25 protein-coding genes are annotated in these 26,102 nt (G+C 71.6%); 12 read left to right on the top strand and 13 right to left on the bottom strand.

All coding sequences use genetic code 11. The annotated features are described in order from the left end of the window. Nucleotides 1–714, bottom strand: coding sequence for an AIM24 family protein (locus LTT61_RS18040; protein WP_233015269.1), 714 nt, complete (start codon nucleotides 712–714; stop codon nucleotides 1–3). A 10-nt stretch (nucleotides 715–724) separates the two neighbouring features. Then, nucleotides 725–1,348, bottom strand: coding sequence for an AIM24 family protein (locus tag LTT61_RS18035; protein ID WP_233015268.1), 624 nt, complete (start codon nucleotides 1,346–1,348; stop codon nucleotides 725–727). Nucleotides 1,349–1,567: 219 nt separating this feature from the next. Here LTT61_RS18035 and LTT61_RS18030 point away from each other — a divergent pair, with 219 nt between their 5' ends. Both LTT61_RS18030 and LTT61_RS18025 read left to right on the top strand, forming a co-directional pair. Further along, nucleotides 1,568–3,022 carry a TerD family protein gene (locus LTT61_RS18030; protein ID WP_233015267.1) on the top strand — a complete coding sequence of 485 codons (1,455 nt, stop codon included), beginning with the start codon at nucleotides 1,568–1,570 and terminating at the stop codon, nucleotides 3,020–3,022. Nucleotides 3,023–3,036: 14 nt separating this feature from the next. Continuing rightward, nucleotides 3,037–4,665 (top strand): TerD family protein, encoded by a 1,629-nt coding sequence (locus tag LTT61_RS18025; protein ID WP_233015266.1) that lies wholly within the window; start codon nucleotides 3,037–3,039, stop codon nucleotides 4,663–4,665. Between the two features lie 8 nt (nucleotides 4,666–4,673). Here the strand turns inward: LTT61_RS18025 and LTT61_RS18020 are convergent, their stop codons facing one another. The 3 genes from LTT61_RS18020 to LTT61_RS18010 form a co-directional block, all read right to left on the bottom strand. Further along, a complete protein-coding gene (locus LTT61_RS18020) occupies nucleotides 4,674–6,347 on the bottom strand; it encodes a glycosyltransferase family 87 protein (RefSeq protein ID WP_233021064.1) in 1,674 nt (557 codons plus the stop codon). A gap of 95 nt (nucleotides 6,348–6,442) precedes the next feature. Beyond that, nucleotides 6,443–8,557, bottom strand: coding sequence for a transglycosylase domain-containing protein (locus LTT61_RS18015; protein WP_420094819.1), 2,115 nt, complete (start codon nucleotides 8,555–8,557; stop codon nucleotides 6,443–6,445). Nucleotides 8,558–9,360: 803 nt separating this feature from the next. Beyond that, the gene (locus tag LTT61_RS18010) at nucleotides 9,361–9,780 is read right to left on the bottom strand and encodes a DUF5318 family protein (RefSeq protein ID WP_233021063.1); all 420 of its coding nucleotides are present in this window, start codon (nucleotides 9,778–9,780) and stop codon (nucleotides 9,361–9,363) included. A gap of 156 nt (nucleotides 9,781–9,936) precedes the next feature. Between LTT61_RS18010 and LTT61_RS18005 the strand changes: the two genes are divergently transcribed. From LTT61_RS18005 to LTT61_RS17990, 4 genes are all read left to right on the top strand, one after another. Next, the gene (locus LTT61_RS18005) at nucleotides 9,937–11,022 is read left to right on the top strand and encodes a DUF1707 SHOCT-like domain-containing protein (protein ID WP_269821906.1); all 1,086 of its coding nucleotides are present in this window, start codon (nucleotides 9,937–9,939) and stop codon (nucleotides 11,020–11,022) included. A gap of 11 nt (nucleotides 11,023–11,033) precedes the next feature. Beyond that, entirely contained in the window at nucleotides 11,034–11,825 is a 792-nt protein-coding gene (locus tag LTT61_RS18000) for a DUF1707 SHOCT-like domain-containing protein (protein WP_233015263.1), read from the top strand. Between the two features lie 114 nt (nucleotides 11,826–11,939). Further along, nucleotides 11,940–12,497: a PadR family transcriptional regulator gene (locus LTT61_RS17995; RefSeq protein WP_233015262.1), complete on the top strand. Its 558-nt coding sequence runs from the start codon at nucleotides 11,940–11,942 to the stop codon at nucleotides 12,495–12,497. Then, the gene (locus tag LTT61_RS17990; protein WP_233015261.1) at nucleotides 12,490–13,590 is read left to right on the top strand and encodes an inositol-3-phosphate synthase; all 1,101 of its coding nucleotides are present in this window, start codon (nucleotides 12,490–12,492) and stop codon (nucleotides 13,588–13,590) included. The genes LTT61_RS17995 and LTT61_RS17990 overlap by 8 nt, the downstream gene beginning before the upstream one ends. Nucleotides 13,591–13,653: 63 nt before the next feature. On the opposite strand, the gene LTT61_RS17985 is transcribed toward LTT61_RS17990, so the two are convergent. From LTT61_RS17985 to LTT61_RS17960, 6 genes are all read right to left on the bottom strand, one after another. Continuing rightward, complete coding sequence (locus LTT61_RS17985) at nucleotides 13,654–14,085, bottom strand: GyrI-like domain-containing protein (RefSeq protein ID WP_233015260.1); 432 nt, start codon at nucleotides 14,083–14,085, stop codon at nucleotides 13,654–13,656. A 3-nt stretch (nucleotides 14,086–14,088) separates the two neighbouring features. Further along, complete coding sequence (locus tag LTT61_RS17980; RefSeq protein ID WP_233015259.1) at nucleotides 14,089–14,547, bottom strand: GyrI-like domain-containing protein; 459 nt, start codon at nucleotides 14,545–14,547, stop codon at nucleotides 14,089–14,091. 285 nt (nucleotides 14,548–14,832) lie between these two features. Next, nucleotides 14,833–17,004: a transglycosylase domain-containing protein gene (locus tag LTT61_RS17975; protein ID WP_420094656.1), complete on the bottom strand. Its 2,172-nt coding sequence runs from the start codon at nucleotides 17,002–17,004 to the stop codon at nucleotides 14,833–14,835. 97 nt (nucleotides 17,005–17,101) lie between these two features. Beyond that, on the bottom strand, nucleotides 17,102–18,001 hold the full coding sequence (locus LTT61_RS17970; protein ID WP_233015258.1) for a carbohydrate ABC transporter permease: 900 nt from the start codon (nucleotides 17,999–18,001) through the stop codon (nucleotides 17,102–17,104). Further along, nucleotides 17,998–19,017, bottom strand: coding sequence for a carbohydrate ABC transporter permease (locus LTT61_RS17965; RefSeq protein WP_233015257.1), 1,020 nt, complete (start codon nucleotides 19,015–19,017; stop codon nucleotides 17,998–18,000). Before LTT61_RS17965 ends, LTT61_RS17970 begins: the two co-directional genes overlap by 4 nt. Nucleotides 19,018–19,063: 46 nt before the next feature. Continuing rightward, nucleotides 19,064–20,365, bottom strand: a complete 1,302-nt coding sequence (locus LTT61_RS17960; protein ID WP_233015256.1) for an ABC transporter substrate-binding protein — start codon at nucleotides 20,363–20,365, stop codon at nucleotides 19,064–19,066. A gap of 126 nt (nucleotides 20,366–20,491) precedes the next feature. On the opposite strand from LTT61_RS17960, the gene LTT61_RS17955 reads away from it, so the two are divergent. Continuing rightward, nucleotides 20,492–21,331, top strand: a complete 840-nt coding sequence (locus LTT61_RS17955) for a DUF2786 domain-containing protein (protein WP_233015255.1) — start codon at nucleotides 20,492–20,494, stop codon at nucleotides 21,329–21,331. Next, complete coding sequence (locus LTT61_RS17950; RefSeq protein WP_233015254.1) at nucleotides 21,328–21,831, top strand: TIGR04338 family metallohydrolase; 504 nt, start codon at nucleotides 21,328–21,330, stop codon at nucleotides 21,829–21,831. The genes LTT61_RS17955 and LTT61_RS17950 overlap by 4 nt, the downstream gene beginning before the upstream one ends. A gap of 128 nt (nucleotides 21,832–21,959) precedes the next feature. On the opposite strand, the gene LTT61_RS17945 is transcribed toward LTT61_RS17950, so the two are convergent. Beyond that, nucleotides 21,960–22,904, bottom strand: coding sequence for an o-succinylbenzoate synthase (locus LTT61_RS17945; RefSeq protein WP_233015253.1), 945 nt, complete (start codon nucleotides 22,902–22,904; stop codon nucleotides 21,960–21,962). A 91-nt stretch (nucleotides 22,905–22,995) separates the two neighbouring features. Between LTT61_RS17945 and LTT61_RS17940 the strand changes: the two genes are divergently transcribed. The 3 genes from LTT61_RS17940 to LTT61_RS17930 are packed head-to-tail and all read left to right on the top strand — an operon-like array spanning nucleotide 22,996 to nucleotide 24,285. Continuing rightward, the gene (locus LTT61_RS17940) at nucleotides 22,996–23,394 is read left to right on the top strand and encodes a hypothetical protein (RefSeq protein ID WP_233015252.1); all 399 of its coding nucleotides are present in this window, start codon (nucleotides 22,996–22,998) and stop codon (nucleotides 23,392–23,394) included. A gap of 59 nt (nucleotides 23,395–23,453) precedes the next feature. After that, nucleotides 23,454–23,855, top strand: coding sequence for a hypothetical protein (locus LTT61_RS17935; RefSeq protein WP_233015250.1), 402 nt, complete (start codon nucleotides 23,454–23,456; stop codon nucleotides 23,853–23,855). Between the two features lie 55 nt (nucleotides 23,856–23,910). Continuing rightward, the gene (locus LTT61_RS17930) at nucleotides 23,911–24,285 is read left to right on the top strand and encodes a hypothetical protein (RefSeq protein ID WP_233015248.1); all 375 of its coding nucleotides are present in this window, start codon (nucleotides 23,911–23,913) and stop codon (nucleotides 24,283–24,285) included. A 3-nt stretch (nucleotides 24,286–24,288) separates the two neighbouring features. Here the strand turns inward: LTT61_RS17930 and LTT61_RS17925 are convergent, their stop codons facing one another. Next, complete coding sequence (locus LTT61_RS17925; RefSeq protein ID WP_233015246.1) at nucleotides 24,289–25,458, bottom strand: thiolase family protein; 1,170 nt, start codon at nucleotides 25,456–25,458, stop codon at nucleotides 24,289–24,291. A 90-nt stretch (nucleotides 25,459–25,548) separates the two neighbouring features. Here LTT61_RS17925 and LTT61_RS17920 point away from each other — a divergent pair, with 90 nt between their 5' ends. Next, complete coding sequence (locus LTT61_RS17920; RefSeq protein ID WP_233015244.1) at nucleotides 25,549–26,049, top strand: winged helix-turn-helix transcriptional regulator; 501 nt, start codon at nucleotides 25,549–25,551, stop codon at nucleotides 26,047–26,049. Nucleotides 26,050–26,102: the final 53 nt, after the last annotated feature.

Here is a 26,102-nt window from a genome sequence, read left to right as displayed (position 1 = left end):
TCACAACTTCTCTTCGGAGGCCTGCACGTAGACGATGCCCTGGCCGACGCAGTGCAGCTGCATCGCCTCACCGGCGCCGCGGCCGACCGCGTCCCGCCAGCTCATCGCCGTCTTCAGCTCGGTCTGCACATTGCCGTACGCGGCAACGAAGGCCTGCGGATCGACCACGATCGGGTTCGGCCCGCCCACCTGCAACTCCAGGAACCCGCCGTGCGCGAGCAGCACCGCCGCGCCCTGGCCGCTGAGCTGGGTGGTGAACATGCCCTGCCCGGTGAGCGCGCCGGAGGCGGCGCCGCGCAGCGCGCCCATGATGCCGCCGCCACCACCGCCGCCACCGCTGTTCGAGCTCGCCACCGAGACGATCGAGCTCTGCAGCTGCGCGGAGTTGGCCAGCAGCCGGGAGGCCTCCACCCGGAGCACCGCCCCCTGCTGCATCTGCACCACGTGCACCTCCAGCCCGGCCAGGCCGTAGTGCACCTCGCCGTTGCCCTGGGCCAGCATCGTGCTCTCGTGCTCGCCAGCCATCATCCGGCCGGCCATGCGCATCATGCCGCCGCCCATGCCGCCCATGCCGCCGCCGCCCATGCCCGCGATCTGGTGCGGGGAGAACGAGACGTCGCCGGTGTAGAAGAGCATCGCGCCCTTGCGCGCGACCACGCCGCCCGCCGCGCCGGTGTTCACCTTGACGACCTTGCCGTTGACCTTCTCGAACATGCTGCGCCCCTTACCGTTCCGCGGGCTGGATCAGTACGACGCCCTGCCCGTCCCAGCGCAGCGAGAACGCCTCGCCCGCGTCCGAACCCATGACCGTGCGCCACGAGACGTCGGTGACGAAGGATTGGTTGAGATTGCCCTGCGCCGCCACGAAGGCGTCCGGATCGACGATCAGCGGGTACTGCGGGCTGACCTCGAGGTGGATCAGCGGGCCGCCCGCGGAGAGCAGCGCCACCTGGCCCTGCCCGGTGACCGTCGTGGTGAACAGCCCCGCGCCGGTGGTGGCGCCGCGCACCCCGGCGAAGCGGATGTCGGTGCGCAGGTTGCCCGCGAAGGCGAGCAACTGCTGCGACTCCACCTGCAGCGTCTCGTTGTTCAGGTTCACGACGGTGACGTTCTGCCCGTTCACCGCGAAGAAGACGCGGCCGTTGCCGCCGCACTCCATGAGCGAGAGCTTCTCACCGGTGGCGCGGCGCTTGAGCCCGGCCAGCACGCCGTCGCCGCCGCCGAATCCGGCGGACTTGAACTGCACGTTTCCTTCGTAGGCGATCATCGAGCCGGAGATCGCGCGGACACTGGTGCCGGCGAGGTGGGCTTCGATCACCTTCTTCGACTGCTCGAACAGCTGTGCCATAGGAAGTCGCCTGTGGTCTCGGGGGAACGGCGCAGGGTTCGCGGTGTTCCGTGCGAGCGACACAGTAACCGATCCGGCTGTGGCCTGCGGTCTTCGCGAACGCCGGTTGTGCACAGGTTCCGATTTGTCCCCAATTGTCCCCAGGGTGTTCACGCCGCCGCGCCCGCGGGCGATTCTCGTAGAGTGGCTTCGAACGCACCGACAAGCGAAGGGTCGAACTTGTCCGCATCACTCGCCAAAGGCCAGAACGGCCCACTGGCAGTCAACGACGTCGTGGTCTCCATCCAGCTCACGGCTCCCGCGGATCTCTCCGCGCTGCTCGTCACCGAACAGGGGAAGGTCCGCACCGACGCCGACTTCGTCTTCTTCAACCAGCCGAGCGGTCCCGGCGTGAACCTGGTGCCCGCGGCCGGGGGGCCCGCGGCGCTCGCGGTCTCGCTCGCGCAGGTGCCGCCGGACATCGCGCAGATCCGCGCGGTGATCACGCTGGAGGATTCGAACAGCAACTTCGGCCGGTTCCCCGCCCCGACCGCGATCGTCTCCGACACCTCGGGCAACCAGCTCTTCGAGTATCGGATCGACGGCCTGGCCAGCGAGTCCATCGTGATCGCGCTGGAGCTGTACCGGCGCCAGGGCGCCTGGAAGGTGCGCGCGGTCGGGCAGGGCTACGCGGGCGGGTTCGCGGCGCTGGTCACCGACCACGGTGTGAGCGTCGACGATTCGCCCGCCCCGCAGGCGCAGAGCGCGCCGCCCCCGCCGCCGCCCGCGCCGACCCAGGTCGCGCAGCCGACGCAGGGCGGGTACCCGCCGCCGCAGCAGCAGTTCGCGCCGACCCAGGGCTACCCGCCGCCGCAGCAGCCCGCGCCGGGCGGCTACCCGCCGCCGCAGCAGGGTGGGCCGGGCGGCTACCCGCCCCCGCCGCAGCAGGGCGGGCCCGGTGGCTACCCGCCCCCGCCGCAGGGCGGCCAGCAGGGCTACCCGCCGCCCCCGCAGCAGGGCGGCTACCCGCAGCAGCAGGGTCACCCCCAGGGCGGCTACCCGCCCGCCGCGCCGCCGCAGCAACCGCCCGCCGAGGTGAGCCTGAGCAAGGACCGGCCGGTCAGCCTGGAGAAGGGCCAGCGGGTCACGCTCCGCAAGGAGGGCGGCGCCCAGCTGACCTTCGTCAAGATGGGGCTCGGCTGGGACCCGGTGCGCACCCGCGGCATGTTCGGCAGCCGCACCGTCGACATCGACCTCGACGCCTCGGTCACCCTGTTCGCCGACACCAACCTGGTCGACGTGGCCTACTACGGCCAGCTCAGCTCCAAGGACGGCTCGGTCCGGCACCAGGGCGACAACCTGACCGGCGAGGGCGACGGCGACGACGAGGTGATTCTGGTGGATCTCACCCGGGTGCCCGCGCACGTCAACACGCTGCTCTTCATCGTCACCTCCTATAAGGGGCACTCGTTCGAACAGGTGCAGAACGCGTTCTGCCGCCTGGTCGACGGCAGCAACAACGCCGAGCTGGCGCGCTTCACCCTGGCGGGCGGCATGCCGTTCACCGCCATGGCGATGGCCAAGATCTACCGCGCGGGCAACGACTGGAAGTTCGTCGCGCTCGGCGAGGGATTCCAGGCCAAGCACCCGGGCGAGGCGGTCCCGCAGCTGGGCCGATTCCTGGTGAACAGCTGAGCGGAGCAGATGTCGTGATCCAGTTGCAGGCCGGGCAGAACATCCCGCTCACCGGCGGGGCCGTGCGATTCGAGGCCTCCGCCGGTGCGGCGCTGCGCCTCGCGGCCCTGGTGGTGGCGGACAACCTGCGGGTCACCGGCCCGGAGGACCACGTATCCGCGGAGTGCCAGGCCGCGCCGGGCGTCGCGCTCACCGGCAGCGCCGTCGTCGTCGACCCGCCTGCCGTGCGGGCCGACGCGCAGGCGGTGCTGCTCGTCGTGGCCGTCGACCCGGCGGTGCCGCTGCCGCCCGGTGGGGTCGGCGTGGTCGACGCCGTGCTCACCGGGGCGGACGGGGCGGGGATCGCGCGGTTCACCGTCACCCCGTCGGCGGGGGAGACGGCGCTGATCTGCTTCGAGGTGTACCGGCGCGGGAACGGGTGGAAGCTGCGCGCGGTCGGGCAGGGGTACGCGGGCGGGATGGGCGCGCTGCTGCCCGCGCACGGGATCGCCGCGCCCGCTTCGGCGAGCGCGGGAAGCACCGATGGCCGCACCGCCGCACCCGGCTGGGCCGCGCCCGCCGGCGGTACCGCCCACGCCGCGGGAGCCGTTCCGGGCGGAGCCACCGCCGGCACCGGCGCAGCCGCGTCCGCCGCCGGTGCGCCGCTCGAGGTGGCGCACGGCCTCGAGCGGATCTGGATGATCTTCGAGGATGCGGCGCGGTCCGCGGCGGCGCTGATCGCGGCGCGCGAGTATGCCGACAAGCGGCTGGATCAGGAGCTCTCCGCTGCTGTCTCCGATCCGGCCACCCGGAACACCCCCGCCGCCGAGCAGGCGCGGCAGCTCGCGCAGCGGCGCTACGACGAATTGATCGGGATAGCCGAGGGGAATCACCGCAGGGACAGTGAGCAGCTGCTTCGGGAACTTGCCGAGGCGGATCGGCTGCTGCCGCCCGCGCTCGCTTCCTGGGAGGCGCCCGCGTGGGATCGTCCCCCTGCGGCGTCGGACGGGATTCGGCTCGGGGAGCTGTATGCGATCGAGCGTGGGGCGTTGCGGGTGCCGTATTGCGTGCCGGTTCCGTTGAATCGGCCGCTGTGGATCGATACCGAGTCGAGTGCGGCCGTCGCGCCGGTGGTGGGTGCGCTGCTGGCGCGTTTGATTTCGGCGGCTCCGGAGCGGCGGACGGTTGTCGATCTCATCGACCTGAGTCAGGGGTTTCGGAGTCTTACCCCGCTGCTCGCGCCGGTGCTGGAGGGCGCGCCCATCGGGGATCACACCGAGATCTCGGGGCGGCTGCAGGAGTTGGTGGAGGCTGTTGAGCTGGCCGAGCTGGCGCTGAGTGGTGGGGCGGGGGTGCCGCCGGGGGAGCATCGAATTTTGGTGGCCGCTGATTTCCCGCACGGGTATCAGGGGATAGATGTGCAGCGGTTGTCGACGCTGGTGTTGCGCGGGGGGTTGATCGGGTTGTCGGTGGTGTTCGTGGGGGCGAACGAGTCGAACTCGACGGAGAGTGCGTTGGCTGCGTTGTCGCAGTCCTGTCGGCATTTGCCGACTGTGGCCGGGACGCCGCTGTTCGATCCCTGGACGGGGTCGGCATGGGAGCTGGCGTTGGATTTGTTGCCGCGGGAGCCGGAGCGGCAGGCTCGGTTCTTGCGGAGCGTGTAGGGGGCGGGTCAGAGGGGGGCTGGTTTGGGGCGGAGGGGTTCCGGGAGCCACGGGAGTAGGGGGTCGGGGGACCGATCCAGTACGCCGCCGAGGGGGTCGTCGGCGTAGTCGCGGCGGACCGGGTCTTCGGCGGGGCGGTAGATCTGGCGGACCACCAGGGCGCAGAGGGCAAGTACTGCCAGGTCGCGGAGGAGGACCGTGGCGGTGAACCACTGTTCGGGGAGGCCCTTGCGGTCGGTTCCGAGGTAGTAGTACATGCGCGGGACCCAGACCAGGGCGTCGATGGTCATCCAGGCCAGGAGGATGCGGCGGTGCGGGAGGGCCAGTACCGCCAGGGGGACAAGCCAGAGGGAGTACTGGGGGCTCCACACCTTGTTGGTCAGCAGGAAGGCCGCGATCAGGAGGAAGCAGAGCTGGGCGAGGCGGGGGCGGTGGGGGGCCTTGAGGGCCAGGTAGGCGATGGCTAGGCAGGCCAGGGCGAAGGCGGCCAGGGAGACCGTGTTCAGGATGCCGGGGGCCTCGCCGTGCACCAGCTTTCCGTCGAAGCCGGACCAGCCGGTGAACGACGTGATCACGTTGTAGATCGAGTCGGGGTCGGCGTGCCTGGTGGTGTTCAGGCGGAAGAACTCGCGCCAGCCCTGGGGGTAGAGCAGGGCGATCGGCAGGTTCACCAGTCCCCACGTCAGCAGGGCCGCGGCTACGGTGGCGCCCGCGGCGCCGAGCGGGCGGCTGCTGAGCACCTCGAGGCGCTGCCGCCTGCCGTCCCACCAGTCCAGGAAGGTGTCCAGGTCGCGGATCGAGCTCAGCGGGGGGCCGGTGCGGGCGCCGGGGGCGCGGTGCAGCGGGTCGGCGCGCAGGCACAGGATCACCAGCGGGCCGAGCAGCAGCAGGGGATACAGCTTGGCGGCGCCGCCGAGGCCGAGCAGTACCCCGGCCAGCACCGGTCGCCGCCGGGCCCAGGCCAGCAGGCCGGTGGCGGCGAAGGCGGTGGCGATGGCGTCGAAATTGGTGAAGGCGTGCACGATCACCAGCGGGGAGCAGACCAGCAGCGCGACATCCCACGGCCGCCTGCCCGCCGATCGGGTGGTCGCCCAGACGGTGACCAGCCAGGCCAGCGCCAGCCCGATGGCCACCACGTTGAAGTAGACGACGACCTGCAGCGCCCCCGCTCCCGGCAGCGGCAGCATGTCGTAGGTCTTCGCGATCCGCATGGCCAGGTACTGGTAGAGCCCGGAGAGCACCGGATACTCCATGTACCTGACCTCGGTGCCGCCCTCGGGGGTCTGCTCGATCCAGTACTTCTTGTACGGGAAGGCGCCCTCGTTCAGCCGCTCCGCGCCGTACAGCGGCACGGTGTCGGAGTAGCACATGGCCACGTACTGGCGGCCGTTGTTCCAGTCCAGCGAGAGCTGGCCGTTGCCGTCCGCGGTCTGCTGGATACAGGCCGCCTTGGTCGACCAGCCGAGCGCGAGGAAGAGCACCGCGAAGACGAGCAGCACGCGCAGCGGCGTCCAGTACCTGGCCCGGCCGATCAGCGCGTGATCGCCGACCGGGCCGCCGACCGCGGTGCTGAGCTGCGCGGCGAGCGAATCGTTTCGGCTCGGCTTGTCCCGCCCGTCCGCGGAGCGCAGATCCGGCGCGAGCGGCGCGGGCGAGATGTAGCCGGGAAGCGGGTGGTACACCGCGTCCGGGCCGGTGCCCGGCGAACCGGCGGCCGGCACGGTACCGCCGGCCGCTCGATCGTCGGCCACCTGCTGCTCGGTCACGAAATCCGAGGCTACCGGGAGCCGCTCGGCCTGCCGCCCTCCGACTCCTCGTTGCCGCCCGCCCCGGGGGCGCCGGTCGCCGTCGGCTGGCCGGGCAGCGGCCCGGCGTCCGGCTGGGTCTGCTGCTGCGGGCGCTGCTGCTGGGTCTGCGGCGCGATGCCCGGCACCGGGATGGTGATGCCGGGCAGGATCTCCACCTGCGACGGGGTGATCACCACCGGCGGCAGCGGCTCCTGCTCGGTGCTGGACGGCGGGGTGTAGGGGGCGGTCCACTCGGGCACGCCCGCCTGGCCCTTGATCGGCGCCGGCTTCGGGAAGGTCTCGTTCGACGTGCCCTTGAGCGCGCCGTCCATGGTCAGCTTCCAGATGTCCGACGGCAGGCTGGAGCCGTAGATCATGGAGCCGCCGTAGTTGCGCAGCGCGGAGTTGTCGGTGCTGCCGACCCAGACCGCGGTGGCGAGCGACGGGGTGTACCCGACCATCCAGGTGTCCTTGTTCTCGCCGGTGTCGCCGAGCTGGGCGGTACCGGTCTTGGCCGCGGACTCCCTGCCGCCGGCCAGCCCGTGGTTGCGCGAGTAGCCCGCGATCGGCTTCATCGCCGCGGTGACGTTGTCCGCCACCGCCGCCGAGACCCGCTGCTCACCGGGGACGTCGCCGCGGTCGAGCAGGGGGGTGCCGTCGGCGGTCACCACCCGGGAGACGAAGTGCGGCGCGTGGTACATGCCGGAGGCGGCGAATGTCGCGTACACCGACGCCATGTCGAGCACCCTGGCCTGGTACTGGCCGAGCACGATGCCGTTGTTCGGGCCGGTGCCGTCCGGCTCGGTCAGCGTCTTGCCGACGCCGGGCAGCGACTCCGGGATGCCGAGCTTGTGCCCCATGTCGGCGATCTTCTGCGGGCCGTTCTGCATGTCCAGCTGCATCCGGTAGAAGCTGGTGTTCAGCGAGCGCTTGAGCGCCTCGGCGATGGTGCAGGTGCCGCACTGCTCGCCCTCGACGTTCGTGATCTTGATGCCGTTCACCGTCACCGGCGAGCTGTCGTACATCTGCGAGAGCGGAATGCCCTGCTCCAGGTTCGCGGCCAGGCCGATCGGCTTGAACGACGAGCCGACCTGCAGCCCGGCGTTGGCGAAGTCGTAGCCCGCGCCGTCCTCGCCGCCGTAGTAGGCGCGGACCGCGCCGGTGCGCGGGTCGATCGAGACGACCGCCGTGCGCAGCTGCTCCGGCTCGCCCTCCATCTTGGTGCGCGCGGCGTTCACCGCCGCCTCCTGCATCTGCGGGTCGATGGTGGTGGTGATCTGCAGGCCGTCGGTGTTGAGCTGCTGCTCGCTGATGCCCGCGGCGGAGAGCTCGCGCAGCACCTGCGTCTTGATCAGCCCCTCCGGGCCCTGGTCCAGCTCGTTGTCCTGCAGCGATGCCAGCGGAATCACCGGCGGGTACTGCATGGACTGGCGCTCGGCGGCGGGCAGGTTGCCACCGGCGGCCATGCCGTCGAGCACGTAGCCCCAGCGCGTCTTGGCGCCCTCCGGGTTCTTCTCCGGGTCGAGCGCGGACGGCAGCTGGATGGTGGCGGCCAGCACCGCGCCCTCGGAGACGGTCAGCTCCTGCACCGGCTTGCCGAAGTACGCCTTCGCGGCGGCGTCGATGCCGTAGGCACCGCGGCCGAAGTAGATGGTGTTCAGGTAGGCGGCGAGGATCTGCTCCTTGCTCCACTGGCGCGCCATCTTGGCCGAGATCACCAGCTCGCGCATCTTGCGGGTGAGCGACCGCTCGTCACCGACCATGGCGTTCTTCACGTACTGCTGGGTGATGGTCGAGCCACCGCCCGCGCTCTCCTTGCCGAGCAGGTTGTCCCTGGCGGCGCGGGCGAAGCCGGAGAGCGAGAAGCCCGGATTGGAGTAGTAGTCCCGGTCCTCGGCCGCGATCACCGCGTTGCGCACGTGCGGCGGGATCTGGTCGATGCCGACCTCGGTGCGGTTGCCCTCCGGCGGGATCACCTTGCTGAGCACGGTGGTGCCGTCCGAGCCGAAGATGGTGGCCACCTGGTTGGTCTCCAGGTCGCCCGGCTTCGGCACCGAGACCGTGCTGTAGGCGACGAGGAACACCGCGCTCGGCACCACGATCATCAGCGCGACCAGCACGTAGAGGGTGCGGCGCAGGATCTTCCACGGGAACTTCCGCTTCCGCTGCCCGCCACCGCGGCCGCCACCCTTGCCGCCGCCGTCGCGCCGGTTCGGCGGGCCGGGCGGGCCGCCCTGCCTGCTGCGCTCGCCGGTGGCGGTGCCGTCGCGGCGGACCGCGGCGCGGCCGCCGGTCCCGGCCGGGGCGGCGCGCCGCGCGGCCTCGCCGGTCACCGGCCGCCGGACGGCGTCGCTGGCGCCGGGGCGGGTGCGCTCGGCGCCGACCGCGCGCTGCGCGGGCTCACCGGGGCGCGCGATGCGCTGGGTGCGGTTGGCGGGCTCGCCAGGGCCGGGGATCGGCCCGGACGGTATGCCGTCGCGGCGCGGCGGGCGGCCGGGGTTCTGCGCGGGTGGTCTCGGGCCGCCGGGCGCGGGGCGCCCGTTCGGCGGCGGGCCGCCCTGGTACGGCCCGGCCGGGCGGCCGGGCGGTGGCCCCTGCCGCTGCGGCGGGCGCTGGCCGGGCGCGCCCTGGCGCGGCGGCATCGGCCTGCCGTCCTGCGGCAGCGGACGGCCCGCGCCGGGCGGCGGGCCGCCGGGGCGCTGCGGCTGCGGCCTGGACTGGAAATCTTGCTGTGAACCGCGCTGCATACGGCCGCCGTGCGGTTCTTCGCCGTAGGGGGAACGCTCGTAGGGCGAATTCACTGACAAAATCTCCGTTGCTCGTATCTGTGCACGCTCATGGCGTCGGGTTCACCGCTCGGCGGTGTCACGGCTCCTCCGCTGCCTGCGCGGGAGAGCCGGTGCGCGGCTCATTCGGCCGCGCTGCGCCGGCCGGAGCCGGGCCGGTTCTCGCGATTCCCGCCGGACCGGCCGCGCCGCGGCGCCGGATCGGTGCCGAGAACGTACGACTGCACCAGGTGGTTCCAGTGGCACGAGCGGCAGACCTCGACCACGTGCACCGAGAACTCCTCCTTGGTGTCGGCCAGCCTGGCCAGCTCCTCTGGCGTTCTGGCCGACCCCGCCGTCTGCCCGAGCCCGTCACCGTAGACCCAGGATACGAGCGTCAGCTGCTCTTTCCGGCAGATGGGGCAGGTGACCTCGCTCCCACGGCCGTGGAACTTCGCGGCCCGCAGGAGGTACGGATTGGCGTCGCAGACCTCGGCGACGGCGACCCGCCCCGCGTAGACGTCGGCGAGCAGCGACTTACGCCGGAGGGCGTAGTCGACCACCTGCCGCTGAATTCGCACGCCACCCAGAGTAGCGGTGCGGGGAAGCCCCCGCCCCGGCGCGGGCGGGCTGCCCGCGACGGCAATCCACCGCCAACAGGCGCGTTTCCGGCCGCGGCATTCTAGGATTCTGCTGTGTCAACCGCCGCATCCGGCCGCATGCGAGCGCGTGACCTCGACCGCGTGAACGCATCCGGGCTCCTGGATGCCGCCTACGCGGAGGGGCAGCTCGGCGGCGACGAGTACCACGACCGCACCGCGCGGGTCACCGCCGCGCGAACGATCGGCGAACTGCGCGCGCTGGTCGACGATCTCCAGCTGCCCGCGGCCAGGGTGCAGGCGGCCACCGAGGGAGTGCGGGCGGGCACCGGGTGGCGCCCGCTGCACGGCGGGCCCGGCCACTACCCCGGCCGCACCCGCGCGCGGGACGCCGATCGCGAGCGCACCCGCGCCGTGCTCGACGCCGCGCACGGCGAGGGCCAGCTCGCCGACGCCGAGCACGCCGGGCGGGTGGAGCTGCTCACCGCCGCCCGCTCCCTGGACGACCTCGCCGAGCTCGTCGACGACCTGCAGCGCGCCCCCGGCGCGGAAACCGGGCCACGGCAGCCGCCCAGCTACCGGGGCAGGCTGCGGATCGCGCTGGTGACCGTGCTCGCGCTGGCCGCCGCCACCGGCGGGTTCCTGGTAACGCACCGCGACGAGGTCGCGGTGCCGCCGGTGGCGTACCCCGAGGTCGCCGAGCTCGGCGCGGTCGAGCCCATCGTGATCGCGACGCCATCGCTGGTCACCGAGGAGGGGCTGGCCGAGTTCCTGCGCCGGTACCGGGAGAAGTTCGGCGACCTGCGCGCCGACGAGATCGACCTGTTCCCCGAGCACGCGAGCATCGCGCGCGCCCTCCCCGGGCAGCCGAATCGCCTGGTGCACTACACCTATCGCGGCGGCTTCGAGCAGGACCGGGACGTCACCACGCGCAAGGTGGACACCCCGGTCGTCGATCTCGGCGTGCTCGATCTCGGCGGCATCGGCACCGCACTGGCCGACGCCCCCGCCGCCGCGAACCTGCGCGACGGCGCGGTCTCGCACCTGAGCGTCGAGCTGATCGGCACCGATTCCTACGCCAGGTACGGCCTGCCGCGCGGCGCGACCTCGGTCGACGTCTCGGTGAGCACCGAGTTCTCCGAGTACGGCCGGGTGCTGATGGATGGAACGGGGCGGGTCGCCAACGTCTGGCCCTTCAAGAATTGAGGAGCGAGCGGATGGCGCAGCGAACCGACGGCGTACGGGCGCGGGACGGTGACCGGGTGGACGCCTGCTCGGTGCTGGACGCCGCGCTGGCGGACGGCCAGCTGAGCGCGGCCGAGCACAGCGCGCGCACCGCGGCGGCCATGCGTGCGAAGTCCTTCGGCGAGCTGGACGCGCTGGTGGTGGATCTGCAGGTGCCCGCGAACCTGGTGGACGCCCCGATCGTCCGGGTCGACCGGCGCAGCCCGCGCCGCTGGCAGGCGCCGCTCGCGGTGCTGGCCGGTGCCGCCGCGCTCGGTTTGCTGGCCGGGTTGCTGAGCAGCTGCGGCGGGCCGGGCGGCCCGGACGAGCAGGTGCCGATCCTCACCAGCGGAGCCGGCATTGCCTACTTCCTCGCCGAGTACCGCGCCGAATTCGGCGAGACCATCGCCGACGAGGCCACCTTCTACCCGGAGTACGTGCTGGTCGACCGGGTGCTGCCGGGCAGCCCGCAGAGCACCGCCGACTACCGCTACGACGGCGGCTTCGACCGGTACACCGCGAGCAGCGGCCGCGAACCGGACGAACAGACCCTCGACCTCGCCGCGCTCGGGGTGCCGAGGCTCGCCGGGCTGCTCGCGGGCGCGCCGCGGACGGTCGGGCTGCCGGACGGCACGATCAGCCACATCATCGTGCAGCGCGAGTCCGGCGCGCGCAGCGAGTCCCCGCCGATCGTCCGGATCTACGTGCGCGGCGCTGACACCCGCTCCGGCTACCTGGAGACCACGCTCGACGGCGAACCCCTGGCGATCAATAAACCGTCCTGAACTGCGGCTATACCGATTGAGCCGACCTTCTGCATGCGATGTTATATCGGCCCGATATAGTGGTAAGTCGCATCCATCGGTTAGATCTGTCGACAAGTCAGGGGGTGAGGCCCGATGCTCGAACTGGCAATCCTCGGGCTGCTCCTGGACGCACCCATGCACGGCTACGAGCTGCGCAAGCGGCTCACCGGCCTGCTCGGGCCGTTCCGCGCGTTCTCCTACGGGTCGCTGTACCCCACCCTGCGGCGAATGCAGACGGATGGGTTGATCGCGGAGGAGAGCGTCACCGGCGCGACGATGCGGCGGGCGCGGCGCGTCTACCACCTGACTCCGGAGGGGCGGGAACGGTTCACCGAACTGCTCGCCGACACGGGGCCGCAGAACTACACCGATGACGGCTTCGGCGTGCACCTCGCCTTCTTCAGCCGCACCCCCGCCGCGGCGCGGATGCGGATTCTGGAGGGCAGGCGGCGTCAGGTCGAGGAGCGCCGAGAAGGACTCCGGGAGGCCATCAAGAAGGCGAGCGGCTCACTCGATCGCTACACCCGGCAGCTCCATCAGCTCGGACTGGAATCGAGCGAGCGTGAAGTGCGCTGGCTCAACGAGTTGATTGCCGCAGAGCAATCGACGAAGGCGGCACCACAGAAAGAGGGAAATATCGGCCATGAGTGACATCGACAAGGCTGACAACGCCACCGAAGTACGCGTCGCCATCGTGGGTGTGGGCAACTGCGCCTCGTCGCTGGTCCAGGGCGTGCGGTACTACCAGGATGCGGACGAGAACGCTACCGTGCCCGGGCTGATGCACGTCAGGTTCGGTCCCTACCACGTGCGCGACGTCAAGTTCGTCGCCGCGTTCGACGTGGACGCGAAGAAGGTCGGGTTCGACCTGGCCGAGGCGATCTTCGCCAGCGAGAACAACACGATCAAGATCTCCGACGTGCCGCCGACCGACATCACGGTGCAGCGCGGCCCGACCCTGGACGGCATCGGCAAGTACTACGCCGAGACCATCGAGCTCTCCGAGAGCGAGCCGGTGGATGTCGTCAAGGTGCTGAGGGACTCGAAGGCCGACGTGCTCGTCTCCTACCTGCCGGTGGGGTCGGAGGAGGCGGACAAGTTCTACGCGCAGTGCGCGATCGACGCGGGCGTCGCCTTCGTCAACGCGCTGCCGGTCTTCATCGCCTCCGACCCGGTGTGGGCGCAGAAGTTCGTCGACGCGGGCGTCCCGATCGTCGGTGACGACATCAAGAGCCAGGTCGGCGCCACCATCACGCACCGCGTCATGGCGAAGCTCTTCGAGGATCGCGGCGTGCAGCTCGACCGCACCATGCAGCTGAACGTCGGCGGCAACATGGACTTCAAGAACATGCTGGAGCGGGAGCGGCTGGAGTCGAAGAAGATCTCCAAGACCCAGGCCGTCACCAGCAACCTGAAGAAGGAGCTCGGCGCCAACGACGTGCACATCGGCCCGTCCGACCACGTCGGCTGGCTCGACGACCGCAAGTGGGCCTACGTCCGCCTCGAGGGTCGCGCCTTCGGCGACGTCCCGCTGAGCCTGGAGTACAAGCTCGAGGTCTGGGACTCGCCGAACTCGGCGGGCATCATCATCGACGCCGTCCGCGCCGCCAAGATCGCGAAGGACCGCGGCATCGGCGGCCCGGTCATCCCGGCCAGCGCCTACCTCATGAAGTCCCCCCCGAAGCAGCTCGCGGACGATATCGCCCGCACCCAGCTGGAAGCCTTCATCATCGGGGCCGAGTAACCAGTTACACCCGCAGAGACAACGCGCCGTGCGCGGCCGACCGGCCGCGCACGGCGCGCGTCTTCAGTCCAGCGACACGTACACCTCGACCGAGGTCGGTCCCGTGTATCGCTCCAGCTCGGCGGTGTGCGAGCGCGTAATGGTCCCGGCCGCCTCGGCTTTCGCCACCTGCGCCCATGCGGTCCGCAGCAGGTCGTACGGCTTGTCCGAGACGACGAAGCGCGCGTAGCGCCCCTGCGGAATCCGCGTCAGCACGTCGCCGGGGTCGACATCGTCCAGCCCCGGCACCTCGTACCCGAGCACCGCGACCGCGTGATCGTTCTGCCCGATGTAGGCGGCGGCCCTGGTCACGGTCTTCTCCCGCGCCAGATACCGATCCCAGGTGAAGTTCACCAGGTCGAGGTCGCGGGCAGCGACCTCCCGTCCGGTCAGCGGCACCGTCAACCCCGCGACCAGGATTTCGTCCAGGGTGACGAGTTCGAAGTCCACAGCCATGTCCTACCTGTTCCCGTGTTCGTCGGCCAGCGCCACGAACACCTCGACGGTGCGGGCGTCGGGGTACTGCTCGACATCGCCGGTGTAGGAGCGCACCAGTTTGCCCGCGGCCTCGGCGTCCCACACCGTGCGCCAGATGGAGACGATGGTGTCGCCGAGGTTGTCGCCGCTGGCGGTGAAGCGGGCGAAGCGTCCGGCGGGCACTCGGGCGAGCACGTCACCGGCCTGCAGGTCGTCCAGGCCCCGGCAGCGGTAGCCGACGATGTGCGTGAGGTACGAGTTGATCTCCGGGGCGTGGTCGACGTAGGCCGTGGTCGGCGGCCCGGGCAGCCTGCGGGCGAGGTTGCGCTTCCACGCCTCTTCGACCTTCGCCCGCCGCGGTCCCTCGACCGCGAGCGCCGGGCTGCGAAGTACTGTTCCCGCCACCAGCGTCTCGGGACGGTCAACGACATTGAAATCCACCGGCGTAGCCCCTATGTCTCGTCTTTCGTCGTCGCTCGAGCGCTATCCTCCCGCATCGCCCGCCCGGCGACGCTGTCGGCCCCGCGCCCGGCGCGTCGTTCGCGGCTCGAGCCCTTCGTGCGGTTTCGTCGCAGGTCGGCGCGGTTCCGGCCGGCCGGGACCACCGAGGTCCGGCCCATGCGTCGCTCTCACTCCGGTTAGCTCTCACTCTGGCCAACGATGCTGCCACGTCCGTGGTTCCGCGGGGACCGGGTAGGCGTAACCGTGATCTTGGCAGCAACACGTTCAGCGGCCGCTGAGACCGGGGAAGAGCTCGCCGGGCCGGGCCGGGCCGGAGGTGGCGGGCGGGATCACGATGAAGGGTTCCGCGGGCGCGGGGCTCGGCGCGGTGCCGGTCTCCGGCTCGAAGATGCCGAATCCGCCGCCGGGGGCGGCGGGTTGCGGCGCCGCGGCGTCGGGGAACTGTTCGACGGGGGTGCCGTCGAGCGCGCCGTCCATGGTGTCCTTCCAGATGTCGGCGGGCAGCCCGGAGCCGTAGATGTCGCCGCCGCGGGCGGTGCGCAGCGGCTGCGGCAGGTCGGTGCCGATCCAGACCGCGGTGGCGAGCGCGGGGGTGAACCCGATCATCCAGGCGTCCTTGTTGGCGGCGGTCTCGCCGAGCTGGGTGGTGCCGGTCTTGGCGGCGGACGGCCTGCCGCCCGCGAGCCCGTGGTTGTTGGAGTAGCCGGCGACGGGGAGCATGGCGCGGACGGTGTTGTCGGCGATGGCGCGGGGGATGCGCTGCTCGCCGCGGCCGGGGTCGCCGCGGTCGAGCAGCACCTCGCCGCCCCCGGTCACCACCCGCTGCACGAAGTAGGGCGGGTGGTGGACGCCGCCGGCGGCGAGGGTGGCGTAGGCAGCTGCCATGTCGATCGGGCGCACCAGGTACTGGCCGAGCACGATGCCGTTGTAGGGCGCGGCGCCGTTCTCGGTGAGCGTCTTCCCGACGCCGGGCAGCTCCTCCGGGATGCCTGCCAGGTGCGCGGCGTCGGCGATCGAGCCCGGCCCGTCCGACATGGCCATGGTGAGCCGGTAGTAGACGGTGTTGAGCGAGCGCTTCAGTGCCTCGGCGAGGCTGCACTTGCCGCAGCTCTCGCCGCCGACGTTGGTGATGGTGACGTCCCGGTCGGTGACCGGGCCGCTGTCGAAGGTCCGAGTGAGCGGGATCCCCTGCTGCTGCGCGGCGATGGCGGCGAAGACCTTGAACGCCGAGCCGGTCTGCAGCGGGGCGGCGGCGAAGTCGTAGCCGGTGCCGTCGGTGCCGCCGTAGTAGGCGCGCACCGCGCCGGAGCGCGGGTCGACGGAGACGACGGCGCCGCGCAGCTGCGGCGGCTGCGGGCCGAGCCTGCTCGTCACCGCGTCCAGCGCGGCCTGCTGCGCGCGGGCGTCGATGGTGGTGGTGATCTGCAGCGCGCCGGTGTTCAGCTGCTGCTCGTCGATGCCGGAGTCGGCGAGTTCGCGCAGCACCTGGGTGCGCAGCAGCCCCTCGGGGCCGAGCGCGGTGCTGGTATCCGGGATGTCGGTGACCGGGATGATGTTCGGGAAGGCGGTGGCATCCCGCTCGGCGGCGGTGAGCGTGCCGAGTTCGACCATGCCGTCGAGCACGTAGCGCCAGCGGTCGCGCAGCTGCGGCAGGTGCGTCTCCGGGGTCAGGATCGAGGGCGAGCGGATGACGGCGGCGAGCACCGCGCCCTCGGCCGTGGTCAGCTCGGGCACCGGCTTGCCGAAGTAGTTGGTGGCGGCGGCGGCGATCCCGTACGCGCCGCGGCCGTAGTAGATGGTGTTCAGGTAGGCGGCGAGGATGTCGTCCTTGCTCCACTGCCGCGCCATCTTGGCGGCGATCACGAGCTCCCGCAGCTTCCTGGTGACGGTGCGGTCGTGGCCGAGGAAGGCGTTCTTCACGTACTGCTGGGTGATGGTCGAGCCGCCGCCCGCGTTGTCGTGGCCGAGCAGGTTGTCCCGGACGGCGCGCAGGAAGCCGCTGGTCGAGTAGCCGGGGTTGCTGTAGAAGTCGCGGTCCTCGGCGGCGAGCACGGCCTGGCGCACCGGTACCGGGACATCGGCGAGCGGCGTCGGCGTGCGGTTGGCGTTCGGCGGCACCACGGTGGTGAGCACGGTGCTGCCGTCGGCGGCGAGCACGGTGGCGATCCGGGCGCCCTGCGCGTTCTCCGGGCTCGGGATCTCGGCGCTCCAGTAGACCAGCACGAAGAGCAGCGCGGGCACGGCGACGAAGACGACGGTGAGCGCCAGCAGCAGCCTGCGCAGCCGCTGGCCGCGGGTGCGCCGCGGCGGGACCGGCGCGCCGGGCGGTGTGCTCCCGCGCAGCGCGGCGCCGGGCAGCGGCTTCCAGTGCGCGGTCTCGTCGTAGACGGGCTGCGGCGATCTCCGGGGTGCGGGGGGCTCTTCGGACGAGCTCACGAGCCTCTCCTTCCGAAAGCGGCGGCGAACTCCCGGTGCGGCTTCCCGCGAACCCCGCGGTGACGTCCCCCGACTTTACCCGGTGGCGACGGCCCGATCAGCTCTTGACGCCGCCCGCGGTGAGCCCGGAGATGATCCGGCGCTGGAACAGCAGCACCATGATCACCAGCGGCACCGTGACGATGGTGCCCGCCGCCATGATCGCCGCGTACGGCTGCACCAGCGGGTCGTTGCCGGAGAAGCGCGCGATGGCGACGGTCACCGGCTCGGTGGCGCTGTTGGAGAGCAGCCGGGCCAGCAGGTACTCGTTGACCGCCGCGATGAAGGCGAGGATCGCGGTGGTGAAGACCGCGGGCGCCGCCAGCGGCAGCATCACCAGCCGGAAGGCCTGCAGCTTGCTCGCGCCGTCGATCCGCGCGGCCTCCTCCAGCTCCCAGGGCAGCTCGGCGAAGAACGAGGCCAGGATGTACACCGTCATCGGCAGCACGAACGAGATGTTCGGGATAATCAGCGCCTGGTACTGCCCGATCCAGCCGATATCGCTGAACAGCTGGAACAGCGGGGTCACCAGCACCACCACCGGGAACATGGAGGCGCTCAGGATCAGCCCGGAGACGATGTACTTGCCCCGGAACTGGATCCGGGCCAGCGCGTACGCCGCCAGGATGCCGATGACCAGCGCCACCACCGTCGTCGCGAACCCGATGATGACGCTGTTCAGCAGCGCCTTGCCGAAGTCGTTGCCGCGGGTGGTGTCGAACGCGTTGCGGAAGTTCTCCAGCGTCACGTGCGTCGGCCACGGGGTGTTATCGAACTGGTAGGCGGGATCGCGGAAGGCGGTCACCATCATCCAGTAGAACGGCGCGAGCCCCCAGAGCAGCACGATCAGCGCGCCGAGGTAGAGCCGGACGGTGCCGAGCCGCTTGGACCACGGCTGCTTGTTCGGCACCGCGGGGCGGGTGGCTTCGGGCTTTCCGGTGTCGATGGCGGTGCTCATGCCTTGCGCTGCTCCTCCTGCGTGCGGACCGCGTTCGCGCCGAGGACCTTCACCAGCACGAACGCCACCGCGAAGATCATCAGGAAGGTGATCGTCGAGAGCGCGGCCGCGCTGTTCGGCCCCTGCCGCACCTGCTCGACCACCAGGATCGAGAGGGTCTTGGTGGCCGGGTTGCCCAGCGTCATGATCGCGGGCAGGTCGAACATCCGCAGCGCGTCCATGGTGCGGAAGAGCACCGCGACCAGCAGTGCGGGCTTGAGCAGCGGCAGCGTGATGTGCACGAAGCGCTGCCAGGCCGATGCGCCGTCCACCTTGGCCGCCTCGTACACGTCGGCCGGGATCACCTGCAGCCCGGCGAGCAGCAGCAGCGCCATGAACGGCGTGGTCTTCCAGACGTCGGCCGCGATCACCGCGAAGCGGGCCGGCCAGGCGTCCGAGGTCCAGAGGATCTCGGTGCCGAGGAGCCGGTTCACCACGCCGTCGTACTGGAACATGAACTCCCAGAGCCGCGCGGTGACGGCGGTCGGAATGGCCCACGGGATGAGCACCGCGGCGCGCAGCAGCGCCCGGCCGCGGAAGGTCTTGCCCATCACCACGGCCATCGCCAGCCCGAGCACCACCTCCAGCGAGACGGTGACCACGGTGAAGAAGAACGTGACGCCGACCGCCATCCAGAACTGCGAGCCGAGCGTTCCGGTCGGGCACGGCACCAGCCCGCCCGCGGCCTGGCACTGCTGCAGCAGCCAGTGCGTGTAGTTCGTGAAGCCGGCGCCGCCGCCCTCGACGAACATGCCGGTGGCCTTGTCCAGCCCCGGGTCCTTCTGGAAGGACATCCAGAGCGCCCGGAACACCGGGTAACCGATGACCACGGTGAGCGCGGTCAGCACCGGGAGCACGAACAGCCAGGCCCGGCGGGACTTGCGCCACTCGGTGGCCAGCGCCGCGCCGAAGCCGGGTTCGCGTTCCCCGGATGGCTTTTCCTCGACCAGGGTGGCCGTTCCCGAAGGATCCGACACGTTCTCTCTCCTACGGGTTTCGCTACGCCGGGCGTGCTCGAGCCGGTCAGTTACCGGCGGTCTCGATGCCCTTCTGCATGCCGATGATCGCGTCGTCCACCGACTTGGTGCCGTTCAGCGCGGCGTAGGCGTTGTCCTGCACGGCCTTCGACACGGCGGAGTAGAACGGGGTGACCGGGCGCGGCACCGCGCTCGCGATCGACTCCTTGAGCGCGGGCAGGTACGGCATCTGCGCGATCAGGGCCGGGTCGTCGTACATCGACGCGCGCACCGAGGGCAGCGCGCCGGAGGCGACGATCTGCTGCGCCTCCTCCGAGATCAGGAAGCGGAGGAAGTCGAGCGAGGTCGCCTTGTTCTTGGAGAAGGCGCTGATCGCGGCGTTGTAGCCGCCGAGCGTCGAGGCGCCGACGCCGTTCTCACCGGGCAGCGGGGCCACCCCGAACTTCTCCTTGACCTGCGATGCGTCGCCGCCCGCCTCGCCGAAGAAGTACGGCCAGTTGCGCAGGAAGAGCAGGTTGCCGTTGGCGAAGGCGTTGCCGCTCTCCGGCTCCTTGAAGGTGATCGCCTCGCGCGGGATGTCGCCCTTCTTGTAGGCGTCGACCAGCGTGTTCAGGCCGGTGCGGGCCTGCGGGCTGTCCACCGTCGGGGTCTTGCCGTCCGGGCCGACGAAGGTGCCGCCGTAGGCGTTGATCACCTCGGCGGTGTTCACCGTGAGGCCCTCGTAGGGGGCCAGCTGGCCGGCGTAGCAGCCGATGTTGTTGTCCCGCGCCACCTGGCACTGGGCGAGCATCTCGGTCCAGGTGCGCGGCGGGGTCGGCACCAGGTCCTTGCGGTAGAAGAGCAGGCCGCCGTTGGTGTTCCGCGGCGCCGCGTACAGCGTGCCGTTGTAGGTGGCGCTCGCGACCGTCGGCGAGAGCAGCGCGGCGGTGTCGATCGCGAAGGTGTCCTTCAGCGGCTGGATCCAGCCCTTGGCCGCGAACTCCGCGGTCCACGGGACGTCCAGCGCGACGACGTCGTACCCGGACTGCTTCGAGCGCATGTGCTCGACCAGGTCGTCGTACTGCTGGTTGGCGTCGTTGGACTGCTCCTTGAACGTCACCTGCTCGTTCGGGTGGGTGGCGTTCCAGCGCTCGATGATCTGCTTCACCACCCCGGTCTCGGTGGTGTCCTTGCCCTCCACGTAGGTGATCGGGCCGCGGCCGTCGAGATTCTCCGAGGTCGGGTTGCCACCGTCACCACTGGAGCAGGCCGACGCGAACGTCGCCGTGAGCAGCGCCGCGGCGGCGATCGCCAGCGACGCCCGCGGCACCAGCGACGAACGGAGGGACGACACCTGCGGCAAAGCCATCACGAACACTCCCGGGTCGAGACGTGAGCGGCGGCACATCAGCCGACGCACAAGGCAAGATACATGGTGTTCATCGGAAGCGCTGGAGCGCGTTCCCCCTTCGGCCGGCTCGCTAGGCTGGCCGGGATGACTTCGCCGAACGCGGTCCCGGACCGGATGCTCACCCGGATCGGCGGGCTGCTGCGCCAGGCCGAGTCCACCGACAACGAGCACGAGGCCGAGGCGTTCCTGGCCGCCGCGCAGCGGCTGGCCACCCGCTCGGCGATCGACCTCGCGGTCGCGCGGGCGCACGTGGCGGGCAGGCAGCGCCGCGCCGCGCCGATCCAGCGGGTGATTCTGATCGGCGAGCCGGGCCGGAAAGGTCTGCGCACGTACGTTCAACTGTTCGTCGCGATCGCCGCGGCCAACGATGTGCGCTGCGATGTCGCGCGCACCTCGACCCAGGTCTACGCCTACGGCTTCGCCGGTGATATCGACGTCTGCGAGGCGCTCTACAGCAGCCTGCTGGTGCAGATGGTGCGGGCGAGCGACCAGTACATCAAGTCCGGCGGCTACCGCTCGGCCACCGTCGAGAAGGTGGTGGTGGAGCGGCGGCTCGGGCGCACCGTGCGCCGCCGGGTCGCCGCGCCGGTCGCCCCGGTCACCGCCCGGCTGAACTTCCAGGCGGCGTTCGCGGCCCGGGTCGGCAAGCGGCTCGCCGAGGTCAAGGCCGAGGTGGTGCGGGAGGCCGATGCGCCTGCCGAGGCCGGTTCGCCCGGCACCGCGATCGCACTGCGCGAGAAGGAACTCGAGCTCACCGACTTCTACAGCAGGACCTCCGAGGCGCGCGGCACCTGGCGCGGTGCGGCGGCCTCGCTCACCCCGTCCGCGGACGCGCGCCGGGCCGGTGATCGCGCGGGCCGGGCGGCGCGGCTCGGCCCCGCACCCGAGCTGGGCGCCCCGCGCGGCGAGCTACCCGCGCCGTGACCCCGCGCGACAGCCAGCGGGGTGCCGTCTACGACGCGGAGCAGCTCGTGCGGGGAGCCTTCGAGCGGGCCGACGAGTTCGGCAACCGCACCGTCGAGGTCTTCGGGTCGCAGCTCACGCTGCCGGTGGAACGGCGGTTCGGGTCGGTGGAGTCGGTGGCCGGGTACGTCGAGCGGGTGCTGGCGTTGAACTGGGTGCGCGCGCAGTGGCCGCGGGCGGCCGTTCCGGTGCGGGTGCGGGCCAGGCGCGGGGCGGGCGCGGCGCACTACGAACCCGATGGCGCGGTGCTCGCGGTGCCGGTGGGGCGGGTGTGGGCGCTGCGCGAACTGGTGGTGCTGCACGAACTCGCGCACCACCTGGCGCCGCCCGAACCCGCCGAGCCCGCGCACGGCCCCGCCTTCTGCGCCCGCTACCTGACGTTGCTGGACGGCGTGGTCGGGCCGGAGGCGGCCTTGCTGCTGCGCTCCGCGCTGCTCGGAACGGGTGCCGGTATCGGGTGAAGGGCGCGCCCCGAACCGGCGTGCCTGCCACCGGAGGGTCCTCGCTCGGCCGCGGGCGCCGCTCGGCCGGCGGGACCGGTGACCGATCTGTCCGGAACTGTCCGGTGCACCGCGAGTATCTGCCCGGATCAGAGCAGCGCGCGCACCCGCTCCAGGCGTTCGATCCACCACCGGGTGCGCTCCGGGTCCGGGTGCCGGTAGCGCTCGAGCAGCTCCGGATCCGGCACCGGCGGCGCGGCGGGCACCGCGAGGAATCCGTCCACCGGCAGCACCGGCTCGGCCAGCACGTCGCCGGTGAACAGCGCCCCGGTGCCGAGCCCGCAGGCGTGCGTCAGCTCCGGCAGCGCCCCGGCCAGCGCCAGCTGCGCGCCCAACCCCACCCCGGTCTCCAGCGCCGACGACACCACGCACGGCAGCCCGGCCGCCTCGGCCACCCGCAGCGCCCGGCGCACCCCGCCCAGCGGCGTGCACTTGATCACCGCGATATCGGCGGCCCCCGCCACCGCGACCCGCAGCGGGTCCTCCGCGCGCCGGATGGATTCGTCCGCCGCGATCGGCACCCCGACCCGGCGGCGCACCGCGGCCAGCTCCTCGATCGTGCGGCACGGCTGCTCCGCGTACTCCAGCCCGCCCGCGGCCCGCTCCAGCGCACGGATCCGGGTGACCGCGGTGTCGACGTCCCACACCGCGTTCGCGTCGATCCGCACCGCGCCGCCCGGCCCGAGCGCGTCCCGCACCGCCTCGACCCGCGCGATGTCCTCCCCGAGCGAGTCCGGGTGGTCGGCGACCTTCACCTTGGCGGTGCCGCAGCCGGATTCGGCGACGATGCGGCGCGCCCGCTCCGGATCGACGGCCGGCACGATGCAGTTCACCGGAATCCGCGTGCGCACCGGCTCGGGCCACCCGTCGTTCGCCTGCTCCAGCGCGGTGGCCAGCCAGTTCGCCGCCTCGCGGTCGTCGTACTCCGGGAACGGGCAGAACTCGCCCCAGCCGCGCGGGCCCTCCAGCAGCATGCCCTCGCGCACGGTGATGCCGCGGAACCGGGTGCGCAGCGGGATCGCGTAAACCAGCATGCCGGAATTCTGCCGCAGCGCCGGAAACCCCTGGACGCACTCGAGTAGTTTCCCGGTACCCGGCAGCCCGGTCCGCGCCGAATATCGATGCATGACCACCGCCTACCCCGACCCGCGGTACGGCGCCGCGCCACCTCCGCCGCCCTCGCCGCACGTGAAGAAGGAGCTCGACCCGCTCGACGTGACGCTCGGCATCGTGCTGTACTTCGTCGCGCTCGTGCTGGCGGCCTGCTCCGCCTATGCGACGATCTTCTTCGCCTTCGCCGCCGATTCCTGCAGCTACGGCGGCAAGAGCTGCGACTACGTCGGCTCGGGGATGGGTGCCTCCTGGGGCGGCGCCGGGCTCGGCGTCCTGGTCGGCGCCGTCATGCTGCCGATCGCCGCCTGGCGCCGCCGGCCGCTCTGGATCTGGGGCGTCGTCCCGCTGATCCTCGTCATCGGCGGTTTCCTCATCGGCTACCGCATCGTCTCGGCGGGAATCTCGGCGTGACCGGGCCGGCGCCCGTCGCTTACCTCCCCCCGAGCCCCCTCACCTGCGAAGATCTTCCCATGACCACCGCCTACCCAGCTCCGCACGAACCGCGGTTCGACTACGGCCGGCCGCCCCCGCCGCCCCCGCCGGGCCGGCGCCCGTTGAACGCGGCCGACACCGCGATCGCCATCGTGCTCTACGCCCTCGCCTTCCTGCTCGCGCTCTGCTCGGTCTTCGCCACCATGTTCTTCGCCTTCGCCGCCGACTCGTGCACCCTCGGCCGGGACTGCGATTTCATCGGCACCGGCATGATCGTCTCCTGGGGCGGCGCCGGGCTCGGGGTCCTGGTCGGCGCCGTCATGCTCCCGATCGCCGCCTGGCAGCGCTGGCCCATGTGGGTCTGGGGTGTGCTCTCGCTGGCGCTCGTCGTCGGCGGGTTCGGCATCGGTATCGGGATCGTTTCCGGCGGGCTGAGCTGATCCGGCTGCGCGGCGGGCATTCCGGCGGCACGCTGGAGGGGGTGAAGGGGGAGGCATGGCTCGGTGGTTCGATTTCGCCTCCCGGCGCCCGGAGTGGCGCGACCCCCGCCCGGCCTCGCCGCTCGACCTGCTGCGCACGGTCGCGGCCGTGCTGATCGCGCTGCTGGTCGCCGGGCTCGCCGTCGCGCTGGTCCCGCTCTACGGGCTCTTCGCCGACGAGCGCGGGGACGGCCTCGGCGAGGTGTGGCCCGCCGCGCTGATCGCCTGGGGCGGGCTGGTGTTCGGGGCGGTGGTCGCGGTCGCGCACGTGTGGGAGCGAGTGCGGTACGGCAGGCCGATCGGCTGGGGCCCCGCGGTCGCCGTCCCGGTGATCGTCGAGGCCTGGCTGCTCGGCCTGGTATTCGCACTCGCCCTCAGCGAACTGCGCTGATCCTCAGAGGGTCTCGAGGATCATGGCGTTGGCCAGCCCGCCCGCCTCGCACATGGTCTGCAGCCCGTACCGCCCGCCGCGCTCGCGCAGCGCGTGCACCAGCGTGGTGGTGAGCCTGGCGCCCGACGCGCCGAGCGGGTGCCCGAGCGCGATGGCGCCGCCGTTGACGTTCACCTTGGCCAGGTCGGCCCCGGTGTCGTCGGCCCAGGCCAGCGCCACCGCGGCGAACGCCTCGTTGATCTCGACCAGGTCGATGTCGGCCAGCTCCAGCCCGGCCCGGCTCAGCACCTTGCGGGTGGCCGGGATGACGGCGGTGAGCATCAGCAGCGGGTCGTCGCCGACGACGGCGAAGCTGTGCAGCCGGGCCAGCGGGGTGAGCCCGAGCTCGGCGGCCTTCTCGCCGCTCATGATGAGCACCGCCGCGCTGCCGTCGTTGATCTGGCTGGCGTTGGCCGCCGTGATGTTCCAGCCGATCTCCGGGAAGCGGGCCGCGATCGCCTCGTCGTAGTAGGCCGGGCGCAGCCCGCCGAGCAGCTCCAGGCTGCTTCCGGTGCGGATGCCCTCGTCGGTGGCGAGCCCGGCGAGCGGCGCGAGCTCGGCCGCGAAGGCGCCGTTCTTGGTGGCCAGCGCCGCCTTCTCGTGGCTGGCCAGGGCGAACTCGTCCAGCCGGGTCCGGCTCAGCCCCCAGCGCGCGGCGATCAGTTCGGCGCTGATGCCCTGCCCGACCAGCCCCTCCGGGTAGCGCTCGGCGAAGCCGGTGCCGAGGATGTCGTCGGCGCCGAGCACGCTCGACCCCATCGGCACCCGGCTCATGGACTCCACCCCGGCCGCGATCACCACGTCGTAGGCGCCGGAGATCACGCCCTGCGCCGCGAAGTGCACCGCCTGCTGGCTGCTGCCGCACTGCCGGTCGACGGTGGTGGCGGGCACCGACTCCGGGAAGCCCGCCGCGAGCACCGCCCTGCGGGTGAGGTTCACGCTCTGCTCGCCGGACTGCGTCACCACGCCGCCGATGACGTCGTCCACCAGGGCCGGATCGATCCCGGCCCGGTGCACCACCTCGCGCAGCGAGTGGGCGAGCAGATCGACCGGGTGTACCCCGTGCAGCGCGCCCGTCGGCTTGCCCTTGCCGATCGGAGTGCGGACCGCTTCGACGATGACTGCGTCTCGCATCGTGCTTCCTTCCGTCCGGGGAGCCGTCTGGCTCTACCTCGACATAGCCAGTTTCTCCTCTGGCATTAGTCGAGTCAAGTCAGATTGGGTATGATGTGCGCCATGGCAGCCGTGATGGAAGGACCCCTCGCCGATCTCGCCGCCTGGCGGCCGACCGAGTGCTCGATCGCCAAGGCACTCGACCTCGTCGGCACCCGCTCGGCGATCCTGATCATGCGCGAGGCGTACTACGGCACCACCCGCTTCGACGGGTTCGCCGCGCGGGTCGGCATCACCGACGCCGCCGCAGCCGCGCAGCTGCGCAAACTGACCGCCGCCGGGCTGCTCGCCAAGGAGCCGTACCGGGAGGAGGGGCAGCGCACCAGGCACGAATACGTGCTCACCCCGATGGGCCGGGATCTGCTGCCCGTTGTGCTCGCGCTCATGCAGTGGGGGGACAGGTATCTGCAGGAGGGGCCCGCGCCGCTGCTGCTGGTCGAGGAGGCGACCGGGGAGGCGGTGCGGGTGGAGGTGCGCAGTGAGTCCGGTGCGGAGGTCGAGCTGGAAGAGATCGGAGTTCGGTTGAACAGGGAATTCGTGCGGCGTCGCTGACAATCGCCGCATACCAGCTTGTTTCGCGGAGTTCCGGTGGACCGTGCGCGACG

The sequence above is a fragment of the Nocardia asteroides genome (assembly GCF_021183625.1).
GTDB classification, from domain to species: domain Bacteria; phylum Actinomycetota; class Actinomycetes; order Mycobacteriales; family Mycobacteriaceae; genus Nocardia; species Nocardia asteroides_A.
This window is presented reverse-complemented; position numbering and strand designations above follow the sequence as displayed.